This window comes from Enterobacter sp. 4974935, from assembly GCF_058661735.1.
On record NZ_JBZWGT010000003.1, the window covers coordinates 814,864 to 841,017 of the forward strand.

The 26,154-nt window shown below is 56.0% G+C and carries 26 protein-coding genes and 1 pseudogene; 10 read left to right on the top strand and 17 right to left on the bottom strand.

Annotated elements, in window-relative coordinates:
- The first annotated feature begins 30 nt into the window (after nucleotides 1–30).
- A complete protein-coding gene (gene gshA, locus AC4OVS_RS05135; protein ID WP_058676734.1) occupies nucleotides 31–1,575 on the top strand; it encodes a glutamate--cysteine ligase in 1,545 nt (514 codons plus the stop codon).
- 152 nt (nucleotides 1,576–1,727) lie between these two features.
- The gene (gene luxS / locus AC4OVS_RS05140; protein WP_017382778.1) at nucleotides 1,728–2,243 is read left to right on the top strand and encodes an S-ribosylhomocysteine lyase; all 516 of its coding nucleotides are present in this window, start codon (nucleotides 1,728–1,730) and stop codon (nucleotides 2,241–2,243) included.
- A gap of 61 nt (nucleotides 2,244–2,304) precedes the next feature.
- On the opposite strand, the pseudogene AC4OVS_RS05145 reads toward luxS, so the two are convergent.
- The 13 genes and pseudogenes from AC4OVS_RS05145 to AC4OVS_RS05205 all read right to left on the bottom strand — a co-directional run.
- Nucleotides 2,305–2,448, bottom strand: a pseudogene (locus tag AC4OVS_RS05145) (hypothetical protein); the annotation flags it as partial.
- A 229-nt stretch (nucleotides 2,449–2,677) separates the two neighbouring features.
- The gene (gene emrB / locus AC4OVS_RS05150) at nucleotides 2,678–4,225 is read right to left on the bottom strand and encodes a multidrug efflux MFS transporter permease subunit EmrB (protein WP_022649134.1); all 1,548 of its coding nucleotides are present in this window, start codon (nucleotides 4,223–4,225) and stop codon (nucleotides 2,678–2,680) included.
- Nucleotides 4,226–4,241: 16 nt separating this feature from the next.
- Entirely contained in the window at nucleotides 4,242–5,414 is a 1,173-nt protein-coding gene (gene emrA / locus AC4OVS_RS05155; RefSeq protein ID WP_022649133.1) for a multidrug efflux MFS transporter periplasmic adaptor subunit EmrA, read from the bottom strand.
- Nucleotides 5,415–5,542: 128 nt separating this feature from the next.
- Nucleotides 5,543–6,073 carry a multidrug efflux transporter EmrAB transcriptional repressor EmrR gene (emrR, locus tag AC4OVS_RS05160; RefSeq protein ID WP_017694792.1) on the bottom strand — a complete coding sequence of 177 codons (531 nt, stop codon included), beginning with the start codon at nucleotides 6,071–6,073 and terminating at the stop codon, nucleotides 5,543–5,545.
- Between the two features lie 314 nt (nucleotides 6,074–6,387).
- Entirely contained in the window at nucleotides 6,388–7,572 is a 1,185-nt protein-coding gene (locus AC4OVS_RS05165) for an MFS transporter (protein ID WP_126502712.1), read from the bottom strand.
- Nucleotides 7,573–7,747: 175 nt separating this feature from the next.
- Entirely contained in the window at nucleotides 7,748–8,743 is a 996-nt protein-coding gene (proX, locus tag AC4OVS_RS05170; RefSeq protein WP_491922225.1) for a glycine betaine/L-proline ABC transporter substrate-binding protein ProX, read from the bottom strand.
- Nucleotides 8,744–8,752: 9 nt separating this feature from the next.
- Nucleotides 8,753–9,817 (bottom strand): glycine betaine/L-proline ABC transporter permease ProW, encoded by a 1,065-nt coding sequence (gene proW, locus AC4OVS_RS05175; protein ID WP_022649132.1) that lies wholly within the window; start codon nucleotides 9,815–9,817, stop codon nucleotides 8,753–8,755.
- Nucleotides 9,810–11,012, bottom strand: a complete 1,203-nt coding sequence (proV, locus tag AC4OVS_RS05180) for a glycine betaine/L-proline ABC transporter ATP-binding protein ProV (RefSeq protein ID WP_022649131.1) — start codon at nucleotides 11,010–11,012, stop codon at nucleotides 9,810–9,812. The genes proW and proV overlap by 8 nt, the downstream gene beginning before the upstream one ends.
- A gap of 333 nt (nucleotides 11,013–11,345) precedes the next feature.
- Nucleotides 11,346–12,305 (bottom strand): class 1b ribonucleoside-diphosphate reductase subunit beta, encoded by a 960-nt coding sequence (gene nrdF, locus AC4OVS_RS05185; protein WP_022649130.1) that lies wholly within the window; start codon nucleotides 12,303–12,305, stop codon nucleotides 11,346–11,348.
- 9 nt (nucleotides 12,306–12,314) lie between these two features.
- Complete coding sequence (nrdE, locus tag AC4OVS_RS05190) at nucleotides 12,315–14,459, bottom strand: class 1b ribonucleoside-diphosphate reductase subunit alpha (RefSeq protein ID WP_023306802.1); 2,145 nt, start codon at nucleotides 14,457–14,459, stop codon at nucleotides 12,315–12,317.
- Nucleotides 14,432–14,842, bottom strand: a complete 411-nt coding sequence (gene nrdI, locus AC4OVS_RS05195; protein WP_126315115.1) for a class Ib ribonucleoside-diphosphate reductase assembly flavoprotein NrdI — start codon at nucleotides 14,840–14,842, stop codon at nucleotides 14,432–14,434. The genes nrdE and nrdI overlap by 28 nt, the downstream gene beginning before the upstream one ends.
- Complete coding sequence (gene nrdH, locus AC4OVS_RS05200; RefSeq protein WP_017382770.1) at nucleotides 14,839–15,078, bottom strand: glutaredoxin-like protein NrdH; 240 nt, start codon at nucleotides 15,076–15,078, stop codon at nucleotides 14,839–14,841. Before nrdH ends, nrdI begins: the two co-directional genes overlap by 4 nt.
- Before the next feature lie 243 nt (nucleotides 15,079–15,321).
- Entirely contained in the window at nucleotides 15,322–15,648 is a 327-nt protein-coding gene (locus AC4OVS_RS05205; RefSeq protein WP_017382769.1) for an ElaB/YgaM/YqjD family protein, read from the bottom strand.
- A gap of 158 nt (nucleotides 15,649–15,806) precedes the next feature.
- Here AC4OVS_RS05205 and AC4OVS_RS05210 point away from each other — a divergent pair, with 158 nt between their 5' ends.
- Nucleotides 15,807–16,151 carry a DUF2002 family protein gene (locus AC4OVS_RS05210; RefSeq protein ID WP_006811693.1) on the top strand — a complete coding sequence of 115 codons (345 nt, stop codon included), beginning with the start codon at nucleotides 15,807–15,809 and terminating at the stop codon, nucleotides 16,149–16,151.
- A gap of 32 nt (nucleotides 16,152–16,183) precedes the next feature.
- On the opposite strand, the gene alaE is transcribed toward AC4OVS_RS05210, so the two are convergent.
- Complete coding sequence (gene alaE, locus AC4OVS_RS05215; protein ID WP_022649127.1) at nucleotides 16,184–16,633, bottom strand: L-alanine exporter AlaE; 450 nt, start codon at nucleotides 16,631–16,633, stop codon at nucleotides 16,184–16,186.
- 497 nt (nucleotides 16,634–17,130) lie between these two features.
- Here alaE and stpA point away from each other — a divergent pair, with 497 nt between their 5' ends.
- Nucleotides 17,131–17,535 carry a DNA-binding protein StpA gene (gene stpA / locus AC4OVS_RS05220; protein ID WP_022649126.1) on the top strand — a complete coding sequence of 135 codons (405 nt, stop codon included), beginning with the start codon at nucleotides 17,131–17,133 and terminating at the stop codon, nucleotides 17,533–17,535.
- Nucleotides 17,536–17,572: 37 nt separating this feature from the next.
- On the opposite strand, the gene AC4OVS_RS05225 is transcribed toward stpA, so the two are convergent.
- Complete coding sequence (locus AC4OVS_RS05225; protein WP_006811690.1) at nucleotides 17,573–17,752, bottom strand: YodC family protein; 180 nt, start codon at nucleotides 17,750–17,752, stop codon at nucleotides 17,573–17,575.
- Between the two features lie 82 nt (nucleotides 17,753–17,834).
- Nucleotides 17,835–18,353: a rhodanese family protein gene (locus AC4OVS_RS05230; RefSeq protein WP_022649125.1), complete on the bottom strand. Its 519-nt coding sequence runs from the start codon at nucleotides 18,351–18,353 to the stop codon at nucleotides 17,835–17,837.
- A gap of 179 nt (nucleotides 18,354–18,532) precedes the next feature.
- Between AC4OVS_RS05230 and AC4OVS_RS05235 the strand changes: the two genes are divergently transcribed.
- Entirely contained in the window at nucleotides 18,533–18,691 is a 159-nt protein-coding gene (locus AC4OVS_RS05235) for a YqaE/Pmp3 family membrane protein (RefSeq protein WP_003862203.1), read from the top strand.
- Here AC4OVS_RS05235 and AC4OVS_RS05240 read toward each other — a convergent pair.
- Nucleotides 18,688–19,617 carry a LysR substrate-binding domain-containing protein gene (locus AC4OVS_RS05240; RefSeq protein ID WP_491922226.1) on the bottom strand — a complete coding sequence of 310 codons (930 nt, stop codon included), beginning with the start codon at nucleotides 19,615–19,617 and terminating at the stop codon, nucleotides 18,688–18,690. The two genes, AC4OVS_RS05235 and AC4OVS_RS05240, sit on opposite strands and share 4 nt — an antisense overlap.
- 320 nt (nucleotides 19,618–19,937) lie before the next feature.
- Between AC4OVS_RS05240 and AC4OVS_RS05245 the strand changes: the two genes are divergently transcribed.
- From AC4OVS_RS05245 to AC4OVS_RS05265, 5 genes are all read left to right on the top strand, one after another.
- Complete coding sequence (locus AC4OVS_RS05245) at nucleotides 19,938–20,543, top strand: ankyrin repeat domain-containing protein (RefSeq protein WP_032625916.1); 606 nt, start codon at nucleotides 19,938–19,940, stop codon at nucleotides 20,541–20,543.
- A 108-nt stretch (nucleotides 20,544–20,651) separates the two neighbouring features.
- Nucleotides 20,652–22,193: an acyl-CoA synthetase FdrA gene (gene fdrA / locus AC4OVS_RS05250; RefSeq protein ID WP_045622879.1), complete on the top strand. Its 1,542-nt coding sequence runs from the start codon at nucleotides 20,652–20,654 to the stop codon at nucleotides 22,191–22,193.
- Nucleotides 22,193–23,608, top strand: coding sequence for a YlbE family protein (locus tag AC4OVS_RS05255; RefSeq protein ID WP_491922227.1), 1,416 nt, complete (start codon nucleotides 22,193–22,195; stop codon nucleotides 23,606–23,608). The genes fdrA and AC4OVS_RS05255 overlap by 1 nt, the downstream gene beginning before the upstream one ends.
- Nucleotides 23,609–23,619: 11 nt before the next feature.
- Nucleotides 23,620–25,200, top strand: coding sequence for a xanthine permease (locus AC4OVS_RS05260; RefSeq protein ID WP_491922228.1), 1,581 nt, complete (start codon nucleotides 23,620–23,622; stop codon nucleotides 25,198–25,200).
- Complete coding sequence (locus AC4OVS_RS05265) at nucleotides 25,197–26,153, top strand: carbamate kinase family protein (protein ID WP_023298439.1); 957 nt, start codon at nucleotides 25,197–25,199, stop codon at nucleotides 26,151–26,153. Before AC4OVS_RS05260 ends, AC4OVS_RS05265 begins: the two co-directional genes overlap by 4 nt.
- Nucleotide 26,154 lies beyond the last annotated feature (1 nt).

Here is a 26,154-nt window from a genome sequence, read left to right on the forward strand (position 1 = left end):
TGACAATTTTTTGACAGGCGGGAGGTCAAATTGATCCCGGACGTATCACAGGCGCTGGCCTGGCTGGAAAATCACCCTCAGGCACTGAAGGGGATTCAGCGTGGGCTTGAGCGCGAAACGCTGCGCGTAAATGCGGATGGTAGCTTAGCGACTACGGGACACCCGAAGGCGTTAGGCTCGGCGCTGACACATAAATGGATCACAACCGATTTCGCCGAAGCGCTGCTGGAGTTCATTACGCCAGTAGACGGTGATATTGATCATATGCTGACGATCATGCGCGACGTGCATCGCTTCACCGCCCGCAACCTCGGCGACGAGCGTATGTGGCCGCTCAGCATGCCGTGCTATATCGAGCAGGGGCAGGAGATTGAGCTGGCTCAGTACGGCACCTCGAATATTGGACGGCTGAAAACGCTGTATCGCGAAGGACTGAAAAATCGCTACGGCGCACTGATGCAGACGATCTCTGGCGTGCACTACAATTTCTCTCTGCCGATGGCGTTCTGGCAGGCGAAGTGCGGTGAAACGGATAAAGAAGCGATCTCCGCGGGCTACTTCCGCCTGATCCGCAACTACTACCGTTTTGGCTGGGTTATTCCGTATCTGTTCGGCGCGTCCCCGGCTATCTGTTCATCGTTCCTGCAAGGGAAACCGACCACGCTGCCGTTCGAGAAGACTGAGTGTGGCATGTACTATCTGCCGTACGCGACCTCGCTGCGCCTGAGCGACCTTGGCTATACCAATAAGTCGCAAAGCAATCTCGGAATTACGTTTAACGATCTGCACGAATATGTGGCAGGCCTGAAGCGGGCGATAAAAACCCCGTCGGAAGAGTACGAAAAAATCGGCCTCGAAAAAGACGGCAAGCGCCTGCAAATTAACACCAACGTATTGCAGATTGAAAATGAACTGTATGCGCCGATTCGTCCGAAGCGCGTGACGCGCAGCGGTGAAACGCCGTCTGATGCGCTACAGCGCGGCGGGATCGAATACATTGAAGTGCGCTCACTGGATATTAACCCGTTCTCACCGATTGGCGTTGACGAGCAGCAGGTTCGCTTCCTTGACCTGTTTATGGTCTGGTGCGTACTGGCGGATGCGCCGGAAATGAGTTCCGACGAACTGCTGTGTACTCGTGCCAACTGGAATCGCGTGATTCTGGAAGGGCGCAAGCCGGGTCTGACGTTAGGTATTGGCTGTGAAACGGCCCAGTTCCCACTGTCTAAGGTAGGGAAGGATCTGTTCCATGACCTGAAGCGCGTAGCCCAGACGCTGGATAGCGTGTACGGCGGCGAAGCTTACCAGAAGGTCTGCGACGAACTGGTTGAAAGCTTCGATAACCCGGAACTGACATTCTCAGCACGTATTCTGCGTTCTATGATTGAACAGGGAATTGGTGGCACAGGGCGTTCACTCTCAGCGGAGTACCGTGAGATGCTGATGCAGGAGCCGTTAGAGATCCTGAGCGAAGCGGATTTTGTGGCAGAGCGCGATGCGTCCGTTGTGCGTCAGAAAGAGGTCGAAGCGGCGGATACGGAGTCGTTTGAGGCGTTTCTGGCGAAGCAGGCCTGAACCAAAAGAAAAAGGCCACATCGCTGTGGCCAAAATATACATCTCTGAATTCAGGGATGATGATAACAAATGCGCGTCTTTCATATACTCAGACGCGCATTCTGTAGAAGAGTTCAGTTTATTTTAAAAAAAATCACTATCGGAGGTGACGTATGCCGTTATTAGATAGCTTTACTGTCGACCATACCCGTATGGAAGCACCAGCAGTCCGCGTGGCGAAGACCATGAACACGCCGCACGGCGACACGATCACCGTTTTCGACCTGCGCTTCTGCGTGCCGAATAAAGAAGTGATGCCAGAGAAAGGCATTCACACGCTGGAACACCTTTTCGCCGGATTCATGCGCGACCACCTGAACGGCAACGGCGTGGAGATCATCGATATCTCTCCGATGGGCTGCCGCACCGGTTTCTACATGAGCCTGATTGGTCAGCCTGATGAGAAACGCGTCGCGGATGCGTGGAAAGCGGCGATGGAAGACGTGCTGAAGGTGAAAGAGCAGAACCAGATCCCTGAGCTGAACGTTTACCAGTGCGGCACTTACCAGATGCACTCTCTGGAAGAAGCTCAGGAGATTGCCCGTCATATCATCGAACGTGATGTTCGTGTAAACAGCAACGACGAGCTGGCCCTGCCAAAAGAAAAACTTCAGGAACTGCACATTTAGTATCGTGCCTGTGGATGCCCGGTGGCGCTTCGCTGACCGGGCCTACAATACTGATGACGACAACCACGGCCAGCTCCGCGCTGGCGACGCCGGTATCGCGATTGTTTTGCGGATGCACGCTGATACAGACGTCGCTGCGGCGGCTGAAGTGGTGGCAGAAATATTCGATCTGGTCGAGATAGACGTTCGGCGAGCTCACTTCGACGTAAGTCTGTCGAGAGCCAGCGCGTGGCGCGGGTGTGTTCAGCATGGTACGCTCCTGTTGTCTTTTCACTCTCGTGAATCAATTTCAGGCGCGCTGCTTTATCGGAACTGACAATCGCTGTCGCGTTTTGGACACGGTGCGGTGTTTTGCCGGATGGCGGCTACGCCTTATCCGGCCTACGTTCGTAGGCCCGGTAAGCGTAGCGCCACCGGGCAACCCGTGCACAGGGCTAGTGTGCTCCACCGCCCCCGCTACCGGCACCAAACGGTGGTTTGGCAAACCACACCAGCCCCAGCAGGACGATGAAGATCCCCGCCGATATCCAGAAAATCTCGTTTGCCGAGATAATCAGCCCCTGGTTGGTGATCTGCTGGGCAAGCCAGCCGGACGCCTGCTGCTCCGTCATCCCCATCCCCTCAAGCTGGCTATACATCTGCTGAGCGTTAGGGTTGAACGGGTTCACCGCTTCGGTCAGTTGGGCATGGTGCATCGCTTCCCGGTTGGTCCACAGCGTGGTGGTGATCGATGTCCCGATGGAGCCCGCCAGCGTACGGGTGAAGTTCGACAGGCTCGATGCCGCCGCCATCCGCTCAGGCGGCAAGCCCGAAAGCGTAATGGTGGTCAGTGGCATAAAGAAGCACGCCACAGCAAAGCCCTGAATAAACTGCGGCCACGCGGAGGCGCCAAAGTCCATTCCCGGTTCAAACGTATACGCGCGCCAGTAGAAGCACACGGCGTACATGATGAAGCTGAACGTCACCAGCCTGCGCATGTCGAGCTTATGGGCGAAACGGCCAATAATCGGCGACAGCAGAACCGGAATTAACCCCACCGGCGCGGAGGCCAGCCCCGCCCAGGTTGCGGTATAGCCGTACACCTCCTGCAACAGCTGCGGCAGCAGAACAATCGCGCCGAAGTAGAGCATATAGGCGAGGCTGATACAGAGGCAGCCGATGGTGAAGTTTCGCGATTTAAACAGCGAGAGGTCGACTATCGGATTTTCGTCCGTCAGCTCCCAGACAATCAGGAAGCTAATGGCAACCACGGCGACCACCGTCAGCACGATGATTTCCGTAGAGGCGAACCAGTCCAGCTCTTTGCCGCGGTCGAGCATGATTTGCAGGCTGCCGATGCCGACAACCAGCAGTGCCAGCCCGATGCCATCGATCCGCCGCTGTTCGGTCCGCGTTTCGCGACCACGCAGAGACTGTAGCGTCATCAGCACCACCAGCGCACCGATGGGTACGTTGATGAAGAAGATCCAGCCCCAGTGATAATTATCGCTGATATAGCCGCCGAGGATTGGCCCGCAAATTGGGGCGACAATCACCGTCATCGACCACAGCGCGAGCGCGATGGAGCGCTTGGCGGGCGGATAGTTGTTCAGCAGCAAACTCTGCGACAGCGGAATCAACGGCCCGGCGACAATCCCCTGGATGACGCGGAAGAAAATCAGCATCGTCAGGCTGCTGGACATGCCGCAAGCCCAGGAGGCCAGCACGAACAGGATCGTCGACCAGAGGAACAGCTTCACTTCACCGACGCGCTTCGCCAGCCAGCCGGTGATGGGAATAGAGATGGCGTTCGCCACCCCGAACGAGGTAATGACCCAGGTCCCCTGGCTCAGCGATGAGCCAAGGTTCCCGGCGATCGTAGGGATCGCCACGTTTGCGATGGTGGAGTCCAGCACCTGCATGAATGTCGCCAGCGACAGCGCAATGGTCATAATGACCAGCTGCGCCCCCTCAAGCGGTTTTTGCGGCTTTTGCTGTTGCATAACGCTCACCTTCGGCTTAACCGGCGTTTGCCTTCACGATGTCATCGATCAGCTTATTGACCGGATCGAGGCTAATTTCACGGGCGTTACTTTCATAAGCTGGCGTGCTGCGCACCTGGCTTGCGAGGATCTGACCGTCGCGGTTGGCGGTATCGACCGTCACCAGCGTGGAAAGGCCAATTCGCAGCGGATGGTCTGCCAGCTGCTTAGGATCCAGCTCGATACGCACAGGCAAGCGCTGTACCACTTTGATCCAGTTGCCGGTGGCGTTCTGTGCAGGCAGCAGGCTGAACGCGCTGCCGGTCCCCATGTCCAGACCGACCACTTTACCGGTGTACTTCACGTCATCGCCGTAGATATCGCTGACCACGGTTGCGGTCTGGCCGATACGCATATGCGCCAGCTGGGTCTCTTTGAAGTTCGCGTCCACCCATAGGTTGTTCGCCGGAACGACCGCCATCAGCGGCGTGGTGGTGCTAATTTGCGCACCCGGCTGCACGGAACGACGGGAAACGTAACCGGTCATCGGGCTGACGATTTTGGTACGTTGCAGGGCAAGCCATGCGTTACGCACTTCGGTCGCCGCCTGTTTCACCGCTGGCTGGTTTTCCAGAGAGGTGCCCAGCACCATCGCCTGGTTGGCGTTGTACTGTTGGATCGCCACGTCCAGCTGCGCCTGTGCGCTTGCCACCGCATCGCGTGCGTGCTGCAACTCTTCACGGCCAATCAGGTTGGCGGTGCCGAGAGGAACACGACGCTTGAGGTCGCTCTGCGCCTGGGCCAGGGCCGTTTTCTGCACGTCGATATTGGCCTGAAGCTGTTTGCTGTTGATCATCAGCTGGCGGGTCTGGCGAACGCTGGAGGCCAGCGCCGTCTGTGCTTTTTCAAACGCCTGTTGGGCGTCGGTCGGATCAAGCGTGACCAGCACATCCCCTTTTTTCACAAAGTCGGTGTTGTCAGCCCAGACTTTCGTCACGCTGCCTGACACCTGGGCCATGATTTGAACCTGATTCCCTGCCACGTATGCATCGTCTGTCTCTTCAACATGACGCAAGACTAAAAACCAATAGATCCCATATGCCACGGCAATAATAATAAAGAGCAAGGTCAGCAGAATAAGGGCGCTCTTACGTTTGCCCTTCTTGTTGACCGGTTGCTGCGGGGGGGTGTTCTCCGCATTTGCGCTCATTGTTGTTCTCCACGATCTTTTTATTTTCACATCGGCTGAGCCGACCTGTTGTCAGAAAGGCCAGCAGTTTCACGTGCTGGCCTGTCAGTTTTTCTTTTGCAATCTGGAATGTTGAGCGGATCGTCGCGTTAGCGCAGCGCCTCAAGAATGACGCCATCTTCATCCATCTGGTCCAGACGGGTGAGCAGCTTGCGAGTAATGTGCTCAAGCTGGTCGCGCTCGGCGGTGCTGAGGGCAGACCAAAGCTGGTGCAGGCAGTTATGCTGCGGTGGCAGCACTTCGCGCAGGAATTCGTGACCTTTCTCGGTCAGTTGCAGATGCAGGCAGCGGCGATCGTTATCGCTCTCACGGCGCTCTATCCAGCCGCGCTTCTCCAACTCATCAGCAATACGGGTTGCATTGGTACGGGATGAACCCAGCGCGCAGCTCAGTTCAGACGGCTGAATGCTGTGGTTTTCCTGAGACTCAAGCGTAATCAACGCCATAAACAACGTCTCGTTAATCCCTTGCGCTTTCAGCATCTTGTTACGATTTTCCAGCAGCTTACCCTGCATGTGCATGCACAGGCGGGTCAGCAGGATCTCCTGATACGGGAAGTCCTCATGACGACTGGCGCGGAACTTAAGCATTTGTTCAATGGGCGTAAACGAACTATCCATTTTGGGCATAACCTCATTAATTACAGCCGATATAGTAACGATAGTGACAAATAATGTAAATGAATTATTTGTGCGGTTATATCCGCCAAACGTATGTCACCATCAGAAAGCGCCGGGTAAATCCGTGACCCGGTGAGCACAGAAAGTGTGGGGTGTGTACCCGCGAAAGAGGGGATGTGAGGACTGGGGTCTGAACTATTCATGCCGGTAGTAAATATGTCACCCACAGTAAAATTTCTGGGATAAATGATTACCGTTACCTTAACAGATGCAGGCCCCCTTTACACCCCAGGGGGCCCAAAGCAATGTAAAACTTAGTGAATTGCTTCCTGGCGGTGATAGCCGCGCCACCATACCAGCAGATTTATCGCCGCCACGACGGCGCCGATTGCGCACACGCCCGTCCAGCCCGCATGCTGCCAGGCGGAGGCTGAGATTAGCGAGCCCGCCGCGCCGCCGATAAAGTAGCTGGTCATGTACCCGGCCGTCAGACGGTTACGGGCGTCTGGTTTCACGCGGTAAATCACGGTCTGGTTGGTGATATGTACGCCCTGCACGGTGAGGTCGAGTACCAGAATACCGACAATTAGCGCCAGCACTGAGACGTGTCCGTACCAGATAGCCGCCCATGAGAGCAGGAGTAAAACCAGCCCTGCGGAGGTGGTCATATGAGATTTACCTTTGTCGGCCAGGCCACCCGCCGGGCGCGCGCCCAGTGCGCCAGCCGCGCCTGCCAGCCCGAACAGGCCAATCACGCCTTCTGAGTAGTTAAACGGCGGCGCGGCGAGCAGAAACGCCATCGACGTCCATAAGATGCTGAAGTTGGCGAAGGTGAGACACCCCAGAACGGCGCGTGTGCGCAGGAGTTTATCCCGGGTGAAGAGGCTGAAAACGGAGGCGAGGAGCTGCGGATAGTTCAGGTGATTCTCCTGCTTCACCTTTGGCAGGCCGCGCCACAGGGCCAGCGCCATGATAACCATCAGCACGCTTGCCACCCAGTAAACGGTGCGCCAGCCGCCGAGGCTCGCCAGCAGCCCGGCAACGGTTCGCGCCAGCAGGATGCCCAGCAGCAGGCCGCTCATAATAGTGCCAACCACTTTGCCGCGTTTTTCCGGGGAAGCCAGCGTCGCCGCGAGGGGAACCAGAATTTGTGCCACCACCGAGAACAGCCCCGTCAGCGCGGTACCGATAATCATCATCGTTAACGACTGGCTGCTGGCGGTGATCAACATCCCGCCTGCGGCCAGCAGCGTCATGGAGACGATAAGCATCCGGCGCTCAAACATATCGCCTAATGGCACCAGGAACAGCAGCCCGGCCGCATAGCCGAGCTGCGCAGCGGTGACGATAAAGCCGGCGGAGCTGGCTGAAAGATCGAAAGCACGCGCGATAGTATCAAGCAGAGGTTGCGCGTAATAGTTGCTGGCGACGGCCAGTCCCGTTGCCACGGACATTAAAAGGATGAGTGCGGGGCTAAGCCCTTGAGTTGTTTTTGTCATTTGTTTCAGGAATCGTAAGTTAAGTGATTATTTTTCCGGAAACATAATAACCAATGATTGTGAATGTTGGGGGATTGTTACGTGGTGGATTGTGCGGTTTAGGTTGGGTGCGGTTTGATCCCCTCACCCTATCCCTCTCCCCAAAGGGGAGAGGGCAGGGTGAGGGGTAGTATTTTTACTTCTGCGCCTCAAGCGCCTCTTTCACCCAGCCATCGAACTGCTGCTGGTGGGCTTTGATCCAGCCATCCACGTGGCCTTTGATATCAGCTTCGGATGATTTACCCGCGTGCATCATCGCGTTCTGGGCGTTAATGTCTGCCAGCGGCAGTTTCATTACCGAGAACAGCTTCGCCGCCGCCGGGTTTTTCTCGGCCCAGGCTTTGTTCGCCACGATATGCATGGTATTCACCGGGAAGCCATAGTTCATGCCGTTTGGCAGTTTGGTGTCGATATCTTTCTGCTCGCCCGGCAGGGAGGAGAAGGGCACCTGCAACCACACCACGTCTTTGCCCGGCTTCAGCACGTCGCTCACCCAGTACGGCGTCCAGGTGTAGTAGATCACCGGCTTGCCTTCTTTAAAGCGGGCGATGGTGTCAGCCATCATCGCAGAGTAATTGCCGTGGCTCACGTCGACGGTCTTCGCCAGATCGAAGGCTTTGTTCTGGTGGTTAATCACCGCTTCACAGCCCCAGCCCGGCGAGCAGCCCATCATGTCGGCTTTGCCGTCACCGTTGGTATCAAAGAGTTTGGCGATCTTCGGATCTTTCAGCTGTTCAATATTGGTGATGTGATACTTATCGGCGGTTTTCTTGTCGATCAAATATCCCTGTGCAGCGCCGGTCACAAAGATGCCTTCGCGGTAGAATTTCTTGTCACCGCCTGCGGCGGCATACATATCGTCGTGCAGCGGCTGCCAGTTCACGGCGGTAAAGGTGGCATCGCCGGAGGCAATAGAGGTATAGCCCACGTTGTAATCCACTTCACTGGCGGTATTCACCGTATAGCCCAGTTTCTCCAGCGCACGGCTGACAATCTGGGTCTGGAAGGACTCTTCCGAAATGGTGCTCTGCACCGGCTGCACGGTAATGCCTTTGCCCGGCAGGTCAGCGGCAACTGCGCTGGTGGAGACAAGGGTCGCAAACGCTGTGGCAAAAAGTACGTTATGTCGCATCGTTGTTCCTTATTTTGTGAATGGGCGGGTGAGTAACCCGACAGGGCCGGTGGTATACCAGCGACGGTTGCCGCGACTGCGTGAATCACGACCGACAGCCTGGGTCAGGCGGTCAAGAATGATGGCGAGGATCACAATCCCGACGCCGCCGACGGTCGCCAGCCCCATATCGAGACGGCCAATGCCGCGCAGTACCATCTGACCTAACCCGCCAACGGCAATCATTGAGGCGATCACCACCATCGACAGCGCCAGCATCAGCGTCTGGTTAACACCTGCCATAATGGTCGGCATCGCCAGCGGAAGCTGAACCTTAAACAGCATCTGACGCGGGCTGGCGCCAAACGAGCGTGATGCCTCTATCAGATCCGCAGGCACCTGGTTAATGCCCAGAATGGTCAGGCGAATAATCGGCGGCAGGGCAAAGATAATGGTCACGACCACCCCCGGTACGTTACCGATGCCGAACAGCATCACGATAGGCACCAGGTAAACGAACGCTGGCGTGGTCTGCATTGCATCCAGCAGCGGGCGGATAATTTTTGCGGCCCGTGGGCTGCGCGCCAGCCAGATCCCCATCGGCAGGCCGATCGCCACGCAGAACAGCAGGGCGGTCAGCACCAGCGCCAGGGTGATCATCGCCTGAGACCACGCGCCAATCGCGCCGATGGCAATCAGGGAGATCAGCGTGGCGATCCCCATACCCGCGCTGCCGAACTGCCATGCGATCAGCGAGAACAAGATAATCGCCACCGGCGCGGGCATGCCCAGCATCAGCTGCTGGAAGCCGTTCAGGATGTAATCCACCGGGATGCGGATCCCCTGGAACACCGGACGGAAGTGGGTAACGACCCAGTCGATCCCCTCCGTTACCCAGCTATCCAGCGGGATCAGCGTCTTGTGGAACGGATCCATAATATTGAAATGCTCTGGGGCAGGCGCCGGTGCGCTGTTGAGCCAGTCTGCCGCGCCGCCGCCATCGGCAGGCGCAGGCGTCGACCCCCACGCATCGGCAGATTGCGCCGCGCTGTCCGCTGCTTCAGTGGTGCCCCATGGGTTTGATTGATCAGCCATTGTTTGTCCCCTCGCGATCTAAAGCCTGTAGCAGCATCCGTTTTGAGATGATGCCAACGTACTGTTGTTCTTCACCGACAACCGGCACGGCGCACGGCGCCTGACCCACGTGAGAGAGCAACTCGCTGAGCGGCGTTTCGGCGTCCACGGCAAGCGGAGCGTCAATCAACGCCGCATCGATTCCCTGGTTTTCGCTCAGGGCGGTTTTCAGGGAGTCGATGGAGACAACGCCTACAAATTTATTGCCGCGTTCAACCAGATAACCGTATTCACGGTCTTCGTCCTGCAACAGCTTCAGCGCGGAGCGCGGACCAAAACCTGGCGTTTTTCGAATAATGCCGTTTGGTGTTCGACGGGCAATATCTTTCGCACTGAATACGTGGCTAATATCCACACCGCGGAAGAAGGTGCGCACATAATCATTCGCCGGATTATTGAGAATTTCATCCGGTGTGCCGACCTGCACCACTTCACCATTTTGCATAATGGCGATACGGTCGCCAATACGCATGGCTTCATCCAGATCGTGAGAAATAAAAACAATGGTGCGCTGATGTTTGGCCTGTAATTTTACCAACTCATCCTGCATCTCGGTGCGAATTAAGGGATCGAGCGCCGAGAAGGCTTCGTCCATTAATAAAATATCCGGATTAATCGCTAATGCGCGCGCTAATCCTACGCGCTGACGCATACCGCCGGAGAGCTCATCCGGATACGCATGAGCATAATTTTCCAGCCCGACCTGACGCAGTGCATCAAGGGCTTTTTCCTGACGTTCCTGAGCGGGCGTGCCGGCTAACTCCATGCCAAAGGCGGTATTATCGAGTACCGTCATGTGCGGCATCAGTGCAAATGACTGAAACACCATCGCAATTTTCTTTCTGCGCACCTCGCGGAGTTCCGCGTCTGATATTCTGGCGATATCAACGCCGTCAATCAGCACCTGTCCGCGGGTGGGTTCAATCAGGCGATTGAGAAGGCGAACCATAGTGGATTTACCCGAACCGGATAATCCCATGATGACAAAAATCTCGCCTTCTTCAATGGCCAGACTGGCGTCTTTAACGCCAAGCGATAGCCCGGTTTTTTCCAGAATTTGCTCTTTCGAAAGGCCTTTCTCAATATATTTGAAAGCACGCTGCGGGTGCTCGCCAAATACTTTATAAAGATTTTTCACTTCTAATTTAATTGCCATGCAATAGAGAGTGTCCTGTTATTTGTTTATGTCGATATGATTACCATGGTAAATAGTTAACTGGCATTACCCTAACATACTCAGAATCTGAGACAACCCTGGACCTGCCTGAGGTCGGAATTTTACCGCAAGCGAAACGGCTGAATTTCCCATGAATAAAGGGCTGAGGGCGCTTTGAATTTTTCTCAATTTTTTGCTACTGCATGGGAGAATTTCGCCTGAATCGGTGTGATTCAGGCGAATATGAAGGAGAAATTACAGTGTAGTACGTAGTGGAATATTCGGCTGAAAATAATGAAATGTAGAGTTAATTAATGAACGTTAATTCATTCATTAAAAATCCCAGTCCTCGTCTTGCGTCTCCACCGCTTTACCCATCACGTACGACGAGCCGGACCCGGAAAAGAAGTCGTGGTTTTCATCGGCGTTGGGCGACAGCGCCGCGAGGATCGCCGGGTTCACTTCCGCCATTTCCGGTGGGAATAACGCTTCGTAGCCCAGGTTCATCAGCGCCTTGTTGGCGTTGTAGCAGAGGAAGGCTTTTACGTCCTCTTCCCAGCCCGTTCCGGCGTACAGCTCCTCGGTATAGCTCAGCTCGTTGTCATACAGATCCATCAGTAAATCGAGGGCAAAACCTTTGAGTTCCTCGCGTTTTTCCGGGGTGACTTTCTCCAGTCCTTTCTGGTACTTATAGCCGATGTAATACCCGTGTACCGCTTCATCGCGGATGATGAGGCGAATCAAATCGGCGGTATTAGTGAGCTTGCCCCGGCTCGACCAGTACATGGGCAGCCAGAAGCCGGAATAGAAGAGAAAAGATTCCAGGAACACGCTGGCGATCTTCTTCTTCAGCGGCTCGTCGGCCCGGTAATATTCCAGCACCAGATCTGCCTTGCGCTGCAATGACGCGCTCTCTTCGCTCCAGGCGTAGGCCGCGTCCACGTCTCTGGTCTGGCACAGGGTGGAGAAAATCGAGCTGTAAGAGCGGGCATGGACCGCCTCCATAAAGCTGATATTCGACATTACCGCCTCTTCGTGCGGGGTCAGCGCATCACTCATCAGCGCGGGCGCACCCACGGTATTCTGAATGGTGTCCAGCAGCGTCAGGCCGGTAAAGACGCGGATTGTCAGCTGCTGCTCGGCATGGCTCAGGGTTTGCCAGGCCGGAATATCGTTGGAGAGCGGCACCTTTTCCGGCAGCCAGAAGTTGCTGGTCAGGCGGTTCCAGACCTCCAGGTCTTTATCATCCTGAATTTTGTTCCAGTTAACGGCACTTACGCGTGACAGTTTCATCCTTTCTCCTTACAGCGCGCAGGACACGCAGCCTTCAATTTCGGTACCTTCCAGCGCGAGCTGGCGCAGGCGAATGTAGTACAGCGTTTTGATGCCTCTCTTCCAGGCGTAGATCTGCGCTTTATTGATATCCCGCGTGGTGGCGGTGTCCGGGAAGAAGAGCGTCAGCGACAGCCCCTGGTCCACATGTCTGGTCGCCTCGGCGTAGGTATCAATGATCTTTTCCGGGCCGATCTCATAGGCGTCCTGGTACAGAGCCAGATTCTCGTTAGTCATAAACGGGGCAGGGTAGTAGACGCGTCCGGTTTTGCCTTCCTTGCGGATTTCAATCTTCGACACGATCGGATGGATGCTCGACGTGGCATGATTTATATAGGAAATGGAGCCGGTTGGCGGAACCGCCTGAAGGTTCTGGTTATAGATGCCGTAGTGCATCACATCCTCACGCAGCTGTTGCCACATCTCACGCGTCGGCAGGGTGATGCCGGCGCGGTCGAAAAGCGCGCGTACTTTTTCGGTTTTCGGCTGCCAGTCGCCTTCCAGATACTGGCTGAAATACTCTCCGCTGGCGTAGCGGGACTGCTCAAAGCCTGCGAACCGCTGGTTGCGTTCGCGCGCCAGCAGCATCGAGGTATGCAGCGCATGCCAGGTGATGGTATAGAAATAAAGGTTGGTGAAATCCAGCCCTTCCGGGCTGCCGTAGGCGATACCCTCCCGCGCCAGATAGCCGTGCAGGTTCATCTGCCCAAGGCCGATGGCATGCGACGCGGCGTTGCCCGCCTCAATGGACGGTACGCTGCGGATGTGGCTCATGTCCGATACCGCCGTCAGCCCGCGAATGGCGGTCTCTACCGTGCGGCCAAAATCGGGGGAATCCATGGTGTGGGCAATATTCAGCGAACCGAGATTGCAGGAGATATCTTTGCCGATATCCGCGTAGTCGAGGTTCTCGTCGTAACTGGACGCGCTGTTGACCTGCAAAATCTCCGAGCACAGATTGCTCATGTTGATGCGCCCGGCAATCGGGTTGGCGCGGTTCACCGTATCCTCGTACATGATGTACGGGTACCCGGACTCAAACTGAATTTCGGCCAGCGTCTGGAAAAAGTCGCGGGCGTTAATGTATTTCTTACGAATGCGCTCGTCCGCCACCAGTTCGTCATACAGTTCGCTGATGGCCACATCGCCAAAGGCTTTGCCGTAGATACGCTCGACGTCATACGGCGAGAAAAGCGCCATGTCGGCATTTTCTTTGGCCAGCTTAAACGTGATATCCGGGATCACCACGCCGAGCGACAGGGTTTTAATGCGGATCTTTTCGTCGGCGTTTTCACGTTTGGTATCCAGAAAACGCAGAATGTCCGGATGATGCGCGTGCAGATAAACCGCGCCCGCGCCCTGACGTGCGCCGAGCTGGTTAGCGTATGAGAAAGCATCTTCCAGCATCTTCATCACCGGGATGACGCCGGAGGACTGATTTTCGATGCGCTTGATCGGCGCGCCCGCTTCCCGCAGGTTCGAAAGCAGAAATGCCACGCCGCCGCCGCGTTTCGACAGCTGTAGCGCCGAATTCACCGCACGGCCAATCGACTCCATATTGTCTTCAATACGCAGCAGGAAGCAGGAGACCAGCTCGCCGCGCTGGGCTTTGCCGCAGTTAAGGAAGGTTGGCGTGGCAGGCTGGAAGCGGCCTGAGAGGATCTCCTCCGTCAGCCTTTCGGCCAGAGCTTCATCGCCCTGCGCCAGCGTCAGGGCTACCATCACCACCCGATCTTCAAAGCTTTCTAAATAGCGTTTGCCGTCGAAGGTTTTCAGGGTGTAGCTGGTGTAATACTTCCACGCGCCGAGAAACGTCTGGAAGCGAAAACCGCTGGCGTGCGCCCGTTCAAACAATGCCACCGCGAAGGCGCGGTCGTAGCGGGTCAGGACGCGCTCTTCGTAATAACCCTCTTTTACCAGCCAGTCGAGACGTTCCTGCTGGCTGCCAAAGACGACGCTGTTCGGGCGTACATGAGCGGCAAAAAAGGCGTCCACCGCCTCACGATCTTTGCCAAACTGAATGCGCCCCTCCCGGTCATAGAGGTTTAGCATGGCGTTTAATGCATGGTAATCCGGCGTCGCCTGAATCACGCGCTCTGCGGTTGTCGTTGCCAAAATTCGTTCACTCCTTTACGCACGTTCTCTACGTCCTGCTGTGTCCCCATCAGTTCAAAACGATAGAGATACGGCACGCCGCATTTTTGAGAGATGACATCCCCGGCGCGGGCAAAGGCCTCGCCGAAGTTGCGATTGCCTGCCGCGATCACGCCGCGAATCAGCTGCCGGTTATGGGGGTCGTTCAGAAAGCGGATCACCTGACGAGGCACAGCCCCCGCGGCGCCGCCACCGCCATAGCTGGGCACTACCAGAATGTAGGGTTCGTCTACCTGAATACGCTCCCGCTCGTTCAGCGGAATGCGAATCGCGGGCAGCCCGAGACGCTCCATAAACCGAAGCGTGTTTTCCGAGCTGCTGGAAAAGTAGACCAGCCTGCTCATGCACTGACGCCCTGAGCGGCAAGGCGGTTGATCATGTCCGGACGAAAGCCAGACCAGCTGGTGTCGCCGGCAACCACAACCGGAAGCTGACGGAAACCTTGCGCCCGCAGGGTGTCTGCCGCGTCAGGCACCTGATCTATATTGACCATCTCAAATGCCACGCCGCGACTCTCCATCGCCCGTTTCGTGGCGTGGCACTGAACACAATCGTTACGAGTGTAAATAATAATGCTCATGATTCGTATTTCCATTTAGAATGAGAGAACGGCGCGAGTAAACGCGTCATGTTGTGTCTGTCTTGCTAAAGGGAATACTAGATGTAGTTGAGATAACTTTCAACCACACAAGATATGGGAAATTCAGATTGATAAGGCCCCAATGATGAGCCTGGCGGGGCAGGGCGAACTGCACGGGTTTTTCAGGCTTTCAGGCAAAGAAAAGCCCCGGCGCCTGAGGCTACCGGGGCTGAAAACGCGTGCTTACTTACGCAGGCTAAGCAGGGCGCCGACAAAAATCCCGACTGCCGCGACCGTTCCCAACGTACACAGCGGTTTCTCTCGTACGAAGGTGGTGGCGCAGCTTGCCATATCGCAGGCCGCCTGAGTGGTACGTGAGCGGCCATTCATCCTTGCTCGCGTTTCACGCAGCAGAGACTGAGCCTTACGTTTCGCGGCATCTGCTTCGTCCTTCGCGTCAGAGCCCCAGGATTTCAATACGGCTTCCAGCGTGTCCGCTAATTGGCTGACATCGTTACGAATATCCTGGGTGTCGTCGTTAATATCGTTTCGGTTCGGTCTGTTAAACATACGATCCTCCATAATTTGTGTTCCCGTTTAGTTTAGTCCAGAAATGTAATATCTGAAGCGAGTCACGGCTTATCGGGCAGTTTATGGAATATTCTGAAAGCCCTGCTAATGCTGAATACTGTAAGGTTGCCCGGCAGGTATGATAATGAGGAAAAGATATGTATTTACGACCCGATGAGGTGGCGCGCGTTCTTGAAAAAGAAGGGTTCACCATGGATGAGGTAACATCAAAAGCGTACGGATATCGCCGTGGTGAGAATTATGTTTACGTCAACCGTGAAGCAAGAATGGGGCGTACTGCTCTCATTATTCACCCGACACTCAAAGACAGAAGCCTGTCATTTGCTGAGCCCGCCTCGGATATTAAAACCTGCGATCATTATCAGCAATTTCCGCTCTATTTAGGCGGCGAGACGCATGAACATTATGGTATTCCGCACGGTTTCAGCTCGCGTATGGCGCTGGAGCGTTTCCTGAAAGGGCTGTTTGGCGACGTACAATAACTCAGCGACTGGCATGAGCCAGTCGCCTTATCTTACGCTTTTGCCTGACTATAAGGGCTGACTTTAAACAGGCGGCGGCAGTAGTCAAGGAAGTAACCGTACACCGCACCCATCAGCATAGATACCACGATATTTGAACTTACCGCGGCGGCGATTTGATGCCAGTCTGCGCCCACCGTCAGCAAAATAACCACATACACCGGGGACTGGAACGTCACGTAAGCCAGCACGTCCGCCAGGTTTTTTACCCAACCTGCCGGGCTAATACGCCGGGCGAAACGCATCACCGCATCGCGATACATTCCGTACGGCCAGGCAATCATGATATTCACCGGAATGGCCACCAGGCGCGATGAGAGGGACTGCTCAAAGGTCATTCCGGACAGGAAAATTTCAATCAGCATGTTTACGACGGAACAGTAAACGACCATCGCGAACGTATCCGCTACCGCATGGCGCAGGCGAGACTGCGGTGAGAACATGTCTGAACTCCTCGAACAGGACAAAAAAGTGGCGTTTTTACCTGCGGCGTTTAGTGCTTTAGGTTGGTTTGTTTTGAGTGTATAGCGTATCCCTCTGGCTTTTAACTAACAAGTAGTGATTAATTTTTATTTATGGACGCTTTGTCCATAAAATTCTCTAAAGTTGGCTGTTTTTTGTGCGAGTCGTTATTTTCTTTCCCATCCACCGTTTTATTAAACGAAATCAGACTATTAGCTTATCTGAGCAAGCGTATAACGTTTGTTATTCGGAGGATGCCGGGCGGTTTTTTGAACGGCTTTAAACAGGGATTTTTGACCAGGTGCAGGACGGAATATTACGCATTAAAACTGACAGGTAATTCGGGGTTATATTAACGGGATATTCTAAAACATTTACAATAATGTCAAAACGACAGAGTGGGTAGATATCAGAACAAAAATCAATTATTCTGTTGCTTGATTTATGTTATACACACGAAGAAAGGTTTCTCATTATTATGGCTTTAACGTTACAGAATCTTAATAATATCCGTACCCTCCGGGCGCTGGCGCGTGAATTATCCATGGATGTTCTGGAAGAAGTGCTGGAAAAAGTTCGGATTGTCACAGAAGAAAAACGCAGCGAGCAGGCTGAATTAGAGCGCCAGCGCGCTGAACAGCAGGATAAAATTAATGCTCTGCTGGAACTGATGAAGGCAGACGGTATTTCCCCGAGCGATCTGTTAGGCGGAGAACTGGCTCATGCGGGCCAGCCGGCTAAAAAACGTAAAGCGCGTGCGGCGAAATATCGTTTCATCGACGCGAACGGTGAAGAGAAAACGTGGACCGGTCAGGGACGTACGCCAAAGCCAATTGCGAACGCACTGGCAAACGGTAAATCGCTGGATGATTTCCTGATCTGATGATTATTCGGGCGGTGTATTCCGCCCGATTATTGACTTAGCAGACGCCAAAGTCACCTTCTTCGGAGTACAGAACTACGTCCGCCGCTTTCAGGTGATATTTCTCGCCCTGCTCATTGCTGGCCTGCACGGCCACAATGTTTTCACCATTTACTTCGAGCACTTTCAGTTTCGGACCGCCCTGACGCGGTTGGACATAATCACCGACAGAAAACATAGCACCTCCTCATCATTGTCACGATCTTCACCATAGCCCACGTCCGGGGCGGGGTACAGCCTAATCTTTCAGATACCCCTTATCAGGTACGTCGGTTCCACGGCATCACTTTCAGCAGTCGCGCCATACCGCAAAAACCTGTCACTCCGGCGAACAGCAGCCCGGCGCCCACAAAACCGCTTAGCAGGAAAAAGCCGCTGGAGACGCTGTAACCCAGCACCACGCCGCAGAGAATCAGCAGCCCGGCGGCGATCTGCACCTGACGCATCAGCGGAAGCGGCTGCGATTTATCTTCAACGGTCAGCAGCCCGGCCTGCTTCCAGCCCTGAATGCCTCCCTCAACCACAAAGGCGTTCGCAGGGGACGCTGCCCGGGCAAGACGAGCATCATTGTTTGCGGTTCTTGCGCCAGACTGACAGTGGAAAATCACCGTTTCTCCCGGCGCTGCGTTAAGCCCGCCGGGTAACGAATCCAGCGGAATGGAGTGCGCCGCTGGAATATGCTCGCGGGCATACTCGTCGGGGTCGCGAATATCGATAAGTTTGGCGCCTTCAGCAATAAGCGCGTTTGCCTGCTGCGGCGAAATAAGAGGAAGAGACATTGTGTTTCCTTACGGTCAATTTCAGAACAGTAGAGCATTTAAGGCAGGGTTTCAGCCAGTGTAAAGAGGGTAAAGGCAGGTAAAAGCGCGAGAGACGAATGGCAGTTACCCGTAAACTGGCTACGCTTAGAGAAGTGTCTTTTATAATTTTCAATTGGTTAGCTTGCACGGAGTTATTTATGGGTTTTTGGCGCGTTGTTTTTACGATTATTCTCCCGCCGCTGGGCGTGCTGCTTGGCAAGGGACTGGGCTGGGCGTTTATCCTGAACATCCTTCTGACCATCCTGGGTTACTTCCCGGGTCTTATCCACGCGTTTTGGGTTCAGACGAAAAGCTAGGTACGCCACAATAGATCACTGTAGATCCGGGTCAGCGCGCCCTCGAGGCCAAACTGCTGTTTGATCCAGCGCGTGACCTGACCGGTCGCCGCATGCTGCGTGGCAAGCAGCATGCGCGAGTCCTGGCGCGGATTATTGATTCGCCGCTTTACCAGCAGCCCGTCCTCCACCGCCTCACGCGTCATATACTCCGGTAAAAATCCAATACCTTCCCCCAGGATCTGACACTGACATTTGGTGTTAAAGTCCGGTACCAGAATCGCCTCCTGACCGTGAAGCAGCCAGCCGACCTTCTTGTTGATGGTATGCGCGGTGTCCTCAACCATGATATTGGGATACAGACGCAGCTGACTTTCGGAAATGGGCTCCGGGGCGAACGCCAGCGGATGCGTGGGCGCGATGGCAAATACCCAGCGGATCGCGCCTATCTCGGTGTAATCGATGCCCCCGCCATCCAGCAGCGTATCCGGCGCGCCAATGGCGATGTTGGCCTGATTATTAATGATGGAATCCCAGACGCCGTTATACACCTCGGTCGTCACCGTGATTTGGCAGGTAGGAAACTGTTTTTTCAGCACCTGGAGCAAACGCGCGGTATGGCGTGGCGTATACAAAAGCTGATTAATGCAGATGCGCACCCGCGTCTCAATACCCTGCGAAATGGTATCAATCCCGCGCTTGATGGCATGAAAGTCATTCAGCAGGTCGGTCGCTTTACGATAAAAATAAAAACCGGATTCGGTCAGCTCAATGCTGCGCGTGTTGCGTACAAACAGCACCACGTCCAGCCCGGTCTCCATACGTTTGATGGTGTAACTGATGGCGGAAGTGGTCACGCCCAGCTCGGCAGCCGCTTTGCTAAAACTGCCAAAGCGTGCCGCGGTGGTGAAGGCCAGCAAATTCTCTTCGGTAAAGATGGAATTCATATTATGGCTCCTGGTTACCATCAGTTTTGAACATATTTTAACACCGGCGTTACATCATAGTTGATGTCGGTCACAGTTCTGGATTTTTACGTAGGGCCGCGCTGTGTAAGGCTTTTTCATTCATAAGGATAATGCAGCCCGAGGCGCGTAAAAGCGGTAAACCATAAGAAAAAGGTTGCACAGACGCACGTTTTTGCCGGACTGTTGAATTTAACTCAACAATGAATTGCGTGTCGATGAATCATTTTTAAGCGGATTCTTTTATGACCAGGCTGTTGCTATTCTCAGGTCATCAGAAGTGAAACATAGGGAGTCTGAATATGTCTGCAACTGCACTGGTTACAGAATTTTTGCTGGCGGCAGAAGAGGGTAATATCGACGCGCTAAAAGCCTGCCTGGAAAAAGGCGTGGATATTAACGCGACCAACCGACAGAAAAGAACCGCCATTATTATTGCCAGCCTGAAAAAGCATTACGCCTGTGTGGAATTTTTAATTTCCGCCGGGGCGGATATTGATAAACAGGACCAGACCTGTTTTAACCCCTTCCTGATCGGCTGCCTGACCAATGATTTAACCCTGCTGCGCATTGTCCTTCCGGCGGATCCGGATCTCGACCGTCTGACGCGCTTTGGCGGCGTGGGCATTACCCCTGCCAGTGAAAAAGGGCACGTTGAAATCGTGCGCGAGCTGCTGGAAAAAACCGACATTAACGTCAACCACACCAATTTTGTCGGCTGGACGCCGCTGCTTGAGGCCATCGTGTTAAACGACGGCGGCGCAAAGCAGCAGGAAATTGTGAAGCTGCTGCTGGATCACGGCGCGAATCCGCACATGACTGATAAATACGGCAAAACCCCGCTCGAACTGGCGCGGGAAAAAGGCTTCAACGCGATCGCAGACCTGCTGCTGGCAGCAGGCGCATAGCGCATTCGGCCAGCCTTCCCCTGGCTGGCCGTGAATCAAAAAACGCATTGTTACCGACGTGCATTTAACACGACGGCGGCCCCCTTTTATCTTAAACAGGTGAAAATAATGCCAACCAAAATCGTCATAAAAAAGAATACGTATTTCGATTCGGTTTCCTTAATGTCGGTTTCCACCAAAGCCAATAAATTGCCGGGCATCGAGCAGGCGTTTGTGGCGATGGCGACGGAAATGAACAAAGGGGTATTAAAAAACCTCGGGCTATTAACGCCGGAATTAGCGGACGCGAAAAACGGCGACCTGATGATCGTTATTAAAGGCGACGCGGCGAATGAGGAAACCCTTGCCGCCATTGAAGCGTTATTTACGCGTAAAGAGAGCGCTGGCTCCCATGAAGCACGCTACGCGACGATTGCCAGCGCCAAAACCCATCGTCCGGACAGCAACCTTGCGGTGATATCCGTCAACGGCACCTTCGCCGCCCGCGAAGCGCGCCAGGCGCTGGAAAACGATCTCAACGTGATGCTGTTTTCCGATAATGTGTCGCTCGACGACGAGCTGGCGCTGAAGCAGCTGGCGCATGACAAAGGATTGCTAATGATGGGGCCGGACTGCGGCACCGCCATTATCAACGGCGCGGGGCTGTGCTTTGCCAACGCGGTACGTCGCGGGCCAATTGGCATCGTTGGCGCCTCCGGCACCGGTAGCCAGGAGCTGAGCGTGCGCATTCACGAGTTCGGCGGCGGCGTGTCGCAGCTGATCGGCACCGGCGGGCGCGATCTCAGCGAGAAGATTGGCGGCCTGATGATGCTCGACGCCATCGACATGCTGGAGGCGGACGACGCGACCCGGGTGATAGCGCTCATCTCCAAACCGCCTGCACCCGCGGTGGCAGAGAAAGTGCTGGCCCGGGCACGCGCCTGCCGCAAACCTGTGGTTGTGTGCTTCCTGGGCCGCAACGAACCACCAGCCAATGAAGACGGCTTGCAGTTTGCTCGTGGCACCAAAGAGGCGGCCCTGAAAGCGGTGCTGCTTACCGGCATTAAAAAAGACTCCCTGGATTTACATCCCCTCAACTGGCCGCTGATCGAAGAGGTGCGCGCCCGCCTGACGCCGCGGCAGAAGTACATTCGCGGCCTGTTCTGCGGCGGCACCCTGTGCGACGAAGCGATGTTTGCCGCGCTGGAGAAGTTTGACGATGTTTACAGCAACATCCAGCCGGATCCGGCCAGGCGTCTGAAGGACATCAGCGTCAGCCAGGCCCACACCTTCCTTGATTTCGGTGACGACGATTTCACCAACGGCAAACCACACCCGATGATCGACCCGACCAACCGCATCAGCCGCCTGCTACAGGAGGCGCGCGATCCGCAGGTGGGCGTCATCGTGATGGACTTCGTGCTGGGCTTTGGCGCACACGAGGATCCGGTGGGGGTGATGATCGAGGCGATCAAAGAGGCACAGGCAATCGCGAAAGCCGACAACCGTCCGCTGGAAATTCTCGGCTACGTGCTCGGCACCGATCAGGATCCGCAGTCGCTGGCCCAGCAGTGCCAGCTGCTGACCGACGCAGGCGTCATCTGGGCCAGCAGCAGCACCAATACCGGATTACTGGCACGCGAATTTGTCTGCAAAGGGGAGAGAGCATAATGACGACCTTATTCAACCAGCCGCTGAACGTGATTAACGTCGGGATTGCGATGTTCAGCGACGACCTCAAAAAACAGCACGTTCCCGTGACCCAGCTCGACTGGACGCCGCCGGGGCAGGGCAATATGCAGGTGGTGGACGCGCTGGACCGGCTGGCGGAAAAACCGCTGGCGGAGAAAATTGCCGCCGCGAACAACATTGCCCTTGAGCGCATTATTCAGTCCCATCCGGTGCTGGTGGGCTATGACCAGGCCATCAACGTGGTGCCGGGCATGACTCGCACCACCATTCTGCATGCCGGTCCGCCTGTTACCTGGGAAAACATGTGTGGGGCGATGAAGGGCGCGGTCACCGGCGCGCTGGTGTTTGAAGGGCTGGCGACGGATCTGGAGGACGCCGCAAGGCTGGCGGCTTCAGGCGACATCACCTTCTCGCCGTGCCACGAGCACGACTGTGTGGGCTCTATGGCGGGCGTCACCTCCGCGTCGATGTTTATGCACATCGTTGAGAACAAAACCTACGGCAACCGCGCCTTCACCAACCTCAGCGAGCAGATGGCGAAGATCCTGCGCATGGGGGCCAACGATCAGAGCGTGATCGACCGCCTGAACTGGATGCGCGACGTGCTCGGCCCAATGCTGCGCGACGCGATGAAGATTATCGGCGAAATCGACCTGCGCCTGATGCTGGCCCAGGCGCTGCACATGGGCGACGAGTGCCACAACCGCAACAACGCGGGCACCACGCTGCTTATCCAGGCGCTGACGCCGGGGCTGATCCAGGCGGGCTATCCGGTGACGCAGCAGCGTGAAGTGTTCGAGTTTGTCGCCAGCAGCGACTACTTCTCCGGTCCGACGTGGATGGCAATGTGTAAGGCCGCGCTGGATACCGCCCACGGCATTGAGTACAGCACCGTCGTCACCACCATGGCGCGCAACGGCTACGAGTTCGGCCTGCGCGTTTCCGGCCTGCCGGGGCAGTGGTTCACCGGCCCGGCGCAGCAGGTGATCGGCCCGATGTTCGCGGGCTATAAGCCGGAAGACTCCGGGCTGGATATCGGCGACAGCGCGATTACCGAAACCTACGGCATCGGCGGCTTTGCGATGGCGACGGCCCCGGCAATCGTGGCGCTGGTGGGCGGCACGGTGGAGGAAGCCATCGATTTCTCCCGCCAGATGCGCGAAATCACTCTCGGCGAAAACCCGAACGTCACCATTCCGCTGCTGTCGTTTATGGGCATCCCGTCCGCCATCGACATCACGAAGGTCGCGGGCAGCGGCATTCTGCCGGTCATTAATACCGCCATTGCCCATAAGGACGCCGGTATCGGCATGATTGGGGCGGGCATCGTTCACCCGCCGTTTAGCTGTTTTGAAAAGGCACTGTTAACCTTCCGCGATCGCTACGTTCTATAAGGTATGCATCCATGAAAAACATGAAACTGGAGTGGAAAAGAGGTGACTGGGCAGCTTATTTCGGGTTGATGACCAACAACCTGACCAATTTGCTGACCATGATGGGGTTGCTCATTTTTGTCGTCGGCATCCCGAAGGAGATTGTTTATGGACGCATCGCGCCAGCCTTCGGGCTGGCGGTGCTGGTGGCGAGTCTTTGCTATACGTGGTTTGGCCTGCAAATGGCGCGCTCCACCGGACGAACGGACGTCACCGCGCTGCCGTCCGGCCCGAGCGCGCCGTCGATTTTTACCGTGACCTTCCTGGTCTTAATGCCGGTTTACCAGCAAACCGGCGATGCGGATTTCGCGATTCAGATTGGCCTGGTGTGGTGCTTTGTGGAAGCGATGATCCTCGCGGGCGGTTCCTTCCTGGGGGAAACCATCCGCAAGATGATCCCGCGTACCGTGCTGCTGTCGTGCCTGTCCGGTCTTGGCCTGCTCCTGCTGGCGATGAACCCGATGTTGCAGGCGTTCGAAGCGCCGACCGTGTCGTTTATCGTCTTGCTGCTGATCTTCATTAACTGGTTCGGTAAAAAGCCGATTTTCGCCCGCATCCCGACCGGCCTGCTGCTGTTGATTGCCGGTACTCTGCTTGCGTGGATCTCCGGCCTGCAAAGCCCGGATGCCATTAAAGCATCCATGTCATCCTTCGGCTTTAACCCGCCGGAAGTGCATGTGGACAGCTTTATGCAGGGGTTGCCGCATGCGCTGCCGTATCTGGCGTCCGCCGTACCGCTGGGGCTGGCGAACTACATCTTTGACCTGGAGAACATCGAAAGCGCCCATGCGGCGGGGGATGAATACCCGACCCGCAAGGTAATGCTGGCGAACGGTCTGGCCTCCATGCTCGGCTGCCTGATGGGCAATCCGTTCCCGGTCACGGTCTACGTCGGCCATCCTGGCTGGAAAGCGATGGGCGCCAGCATCGGCTACACCCTGGCGTCCGGCGTGACCATGTTCATCGTGCCGCTGTTCGGGCTGGGGGCCTTTATGCTCGCCATCATCCCGATGACCGCCATCGTGCCGATTCTGGTGTTTATCGGCGTCGTCACCGCCAACCAGGTGGTGAGGGAAACCCCGAAAGTGGAGGTGCCCGTCATCTTCATCTGCCTGTTCCCGTGGATCGCCAACTGGGCGCTGACCATGATGAACAGCGTGATGAGCGCGGCGGGGACCAGCGCGGCGAAAATTGGCACCGACGTGCTGCACAGCAAGGGGATCTACTACGAAGGCCTGATGCATCTCGGCAACGGCGCGCCGCTCGCCAGCATGCTCTGGGGCTGTATCGCCATCTTCGCCATCATCAACAAACCGCTACGGGGGGCCGTCGCCGCCGCAGGAGGCGCGCTGCTGGCGCTGTTTGGCGTGATCCACGCCCCGGTGGTGGGCTTTGCCGAGGGCAGTTCCCTGATGTTCGTCACGGCCTACCTGATGATGGGCGGGATGTTTGTGGTGAAGCATGTTCTCGATATCTCTGTTAATCCCCCTCTCCCAGTGGGAGAGGGCCAGGGTGAGGGCGCCAGAACGCACCTTCTAAAGGAAACAAAATGAAAGAGCTTATGGTCGTTGCCATCGGCGGCAACAGCATTATCAAAGACAACGCCAGCCAGTCGATTGAGCATCAGGCGCAGGCGGTCAAAGCGGTGGCTGAGTCGGTGCTCGAAATGCTGGCCTCGGACTATGACATCGTGCTCACCCACGGCAACGGCCCTCAGGTGGGGCTGGATCTGCGCCGCGCCGAGATCGCCCACGAGCGGGAAGGGCTGCCGCTGACCCCGCTGGCAAACTGCGTGGCGGATACCCAGGGCGGCATCGGCTACCTGATCCAGCAGGCGCTCAACAACCGCCTGGCGGCGCGCGGGGAACAAAAAGCGGTTACGGTCGTCACCCAGGTGGAGGTGGATAAAAATGATCCCGGTTTTATGCACCCGACGAAACCCATCGGCGCTTTCTTCAGCGAGGCGCAGCGCGACGATCTGCAACTTGCGCATCCGGACTGGCATTTTGTCGAGGATTCAGGCCGGGGCTATCGCCGCGTGGTAGCTTCACCGCAGCCGCGGCGCATTGTCGAGGCGGACGCCATCAAGGCGCTGACGCAGAAAGGATTTGTGGTGATCGGCGCGGGCGGCGGAGGCATTCCTGTGGTGCGCAGTGACCAGGGCGATTATCAGAGCGTGGACGCGGTGATAGATAAAGATCTCTCCACCGCGCTGCTGGCGCGCGAGATCGGCGCCGACGTGCTGGTGATCACCACCGGCGTGGAGAAAGTGTGCGTGAACTTCGGCAAGCCGAACCAGCAGGCGCTGGATACCGTCAACGTGGCGCAGATGACGCGCTACAGGGATGAAGGCCACTTCCCGGCGGGCAGCATGCTGCCGAAAATCGTCGCTTCGCTGGAATTTTTACGCCATGGCGGCAGGCGCGTGATCATCACCTCGCCGGACTGCCTGCCCGCAGCGCTGCGCGGTGAAACGGGTACCCACATTGTTAACGAAGGAAGATAAG

What these genes read in the sequence shown, in the direction of transcription:
- luxS (WP_017382778.1), top strand. Translation starts at nt 1,728, where the DNA reads ATGCCGTTATTAGATAGCTTTACTGTCGACCATACCCGTATGGAAGCA.
- emrB (WP_022649134.1), bottom strand. Translation starts at nt 4,225, where the DNA reads ATGCAACAGCAAAAGCCGCAAAAACCGCTTGAGGGGGCGCAGCTGGTC.
- emrA (WP_022649133.1), bottom strand. Translation starts at nt 5,414, where the DNA reads ATGAGCGCAAATGCGGAGAACACCCCCCCGCAGCAACCGGTCAACAAG.
- emrR (WP_017694792.1), bottom strand. Translation starts at nt 6,073, where the DNA reads ATGGATAGTTCGTTTACGCCCATTGAACAAATGCTTAAGTTCCGCGCC.
- AC4OVS_RS05165 (WP_126502712.1), bottom strand. Translation starts at nt 7,572, where the DNA reads ATGACAAAAACAACTCAAGGGCTTAGCCCCGCACTCATCCTTTTAATG.
- proX (WP_491922225.1), bottom strand. Translation starts at nt 8,743, where the DNA reads ATGCGACATAACGTACTTTTTGCCACAGCGTTTGCGACCCTTGTCTCC.
- proW (WP_022649132.1), bottom strand. Translation starts at nt 9,817, where the DNA reads ATGGCTGATCAATCAAACCCATGGGGCACCACTGAAGCAGCGGACAGC.
- proV (WP_022649131.1), bottom strand. Translation starts at nt 11,012, where the DNA reads ATGGCAATTAAATTAGAAGTGAAAAATCTTTATAAAGTATTTGGCGAG.
- nrdF (WP_022649130.1), bottom strand. Translation starts at nt 12,305, where the DNA reads ATGAAACTGTCACGCGTAAGTGCCGTTAACTGGAACAAAATTCAGGAT.
- nrdI (WP_126315115.1), bottom strand. Translation starts at nt 14,842, where the DNA reads ATGAGCAGGCTGGTCTACTTTTCCAGCAGCTCGGAAAACACGCTTCGG.
- nrdH (WP_017382770.1), bottom strand. Translation starts at nt 15,078, where the DNA reads ATGAGCATTATTATTTACACTCGTAACGATTGTGTTCAGTGCCACGCC.
- AC4OVS_RS05205 (WP_017382769.1), bottom strand. Translation starts at nt 15,648, where the DNA reads ATGTTTAACAGACCGAACCGAAACGATATTAACGACGACACCCAGGAT.
- AC4OVS_RS05210 (WP_006811693.1), top strand. Translation starts at nt 15,807, where the DNA reads ATGTATTTACGACCCGATGAGGTGGCGCGCGTTCTTGAAAAAGAAGGG.
- alaE (WP_022649127.1), bottom strand. Translation starts at nt 16,633, where the DNA reads ATGTTCTCACCGCAGTCTCGCCTGCGCCATGCGGTAGCGGATACGTTC.
- stpA (WP_022649126.1), top strand. Translation starts at nt 17,131, where the DNA reads ATGGCTTTAACGTTACAGAATCTTAATAATATCCGTACCCTCCGGGCG.
- AC4OVS_RS05225 (WP_006811690.1), bottom strand. Translation starts at nt 17,752, where the DNA reads ATGTTTTCTGTCGGTGATTATGTCCAACCGCGTCAGGGCGGTCCGAAA.
- AC4OVS_RS05230 (WP_022649125.1), bottom strand. Translation starts at nt 18,353, where the DNA reads ATGTCTCTTCCTCTTATTTCGCCGCAGCAGGCAAACGCGCTTATTGCT.
- AC4OVS_RS05235 (WP_003862203.1), top strand. Translation starts at nt 18,533, where the DNA reads ATGGGTTTTTGGCGCGTTGTTTTTACGATTATTCTCCCGCCGCTGGGC.
- AC4OVS_RS05240 (WP_491922226.1), bottom strand. Translation starts at nt 19,617, where the DNA reads ATGAATTCCATCTTTACCGAAGAGAATTTGCTGGCCTTCACCACCGCG.
- AC4OVS_RS05245 (WP_032625916.1), top strand. Translation starts at nt 19,938, where the DNA reads ATGTCTGCAACTGCACTGGTTACAGAATTTTTGCTGGCGGCAGAAGAG.
- fdrA (WP_045622879.1), top strand. Translation starts at nt 20,652, where the DNA reads ATGCCAACCAAAATCGTCATAAAAAAGAATACGTATTTCGATTCGGTT.
- AC4OVS_RS05255 (WP_491922227.1), top strand. Translation starts at nt 22,193, where the DNA reads ATGACGACCTTATTCAACCAGCCGCTGAACGTGATTAACGTCGGGATT.
- AC4OVS_RS05260 (WP_491922228.1), top strand. Translation starts at nt 23,620, where the DNA reads ATGAAAAACATGAAACTGGAGTGGAAAAGAGGTGACTGGGCAGCTTAT.
- AC4OVS_RS05265 (WP_023298439.1), top strand. Translation starts at nt 25,197, where the DNA reads ATGAAAGAGCTTATGGTCGTTGCCATCGGCGGCAACAGCATTATCAAA.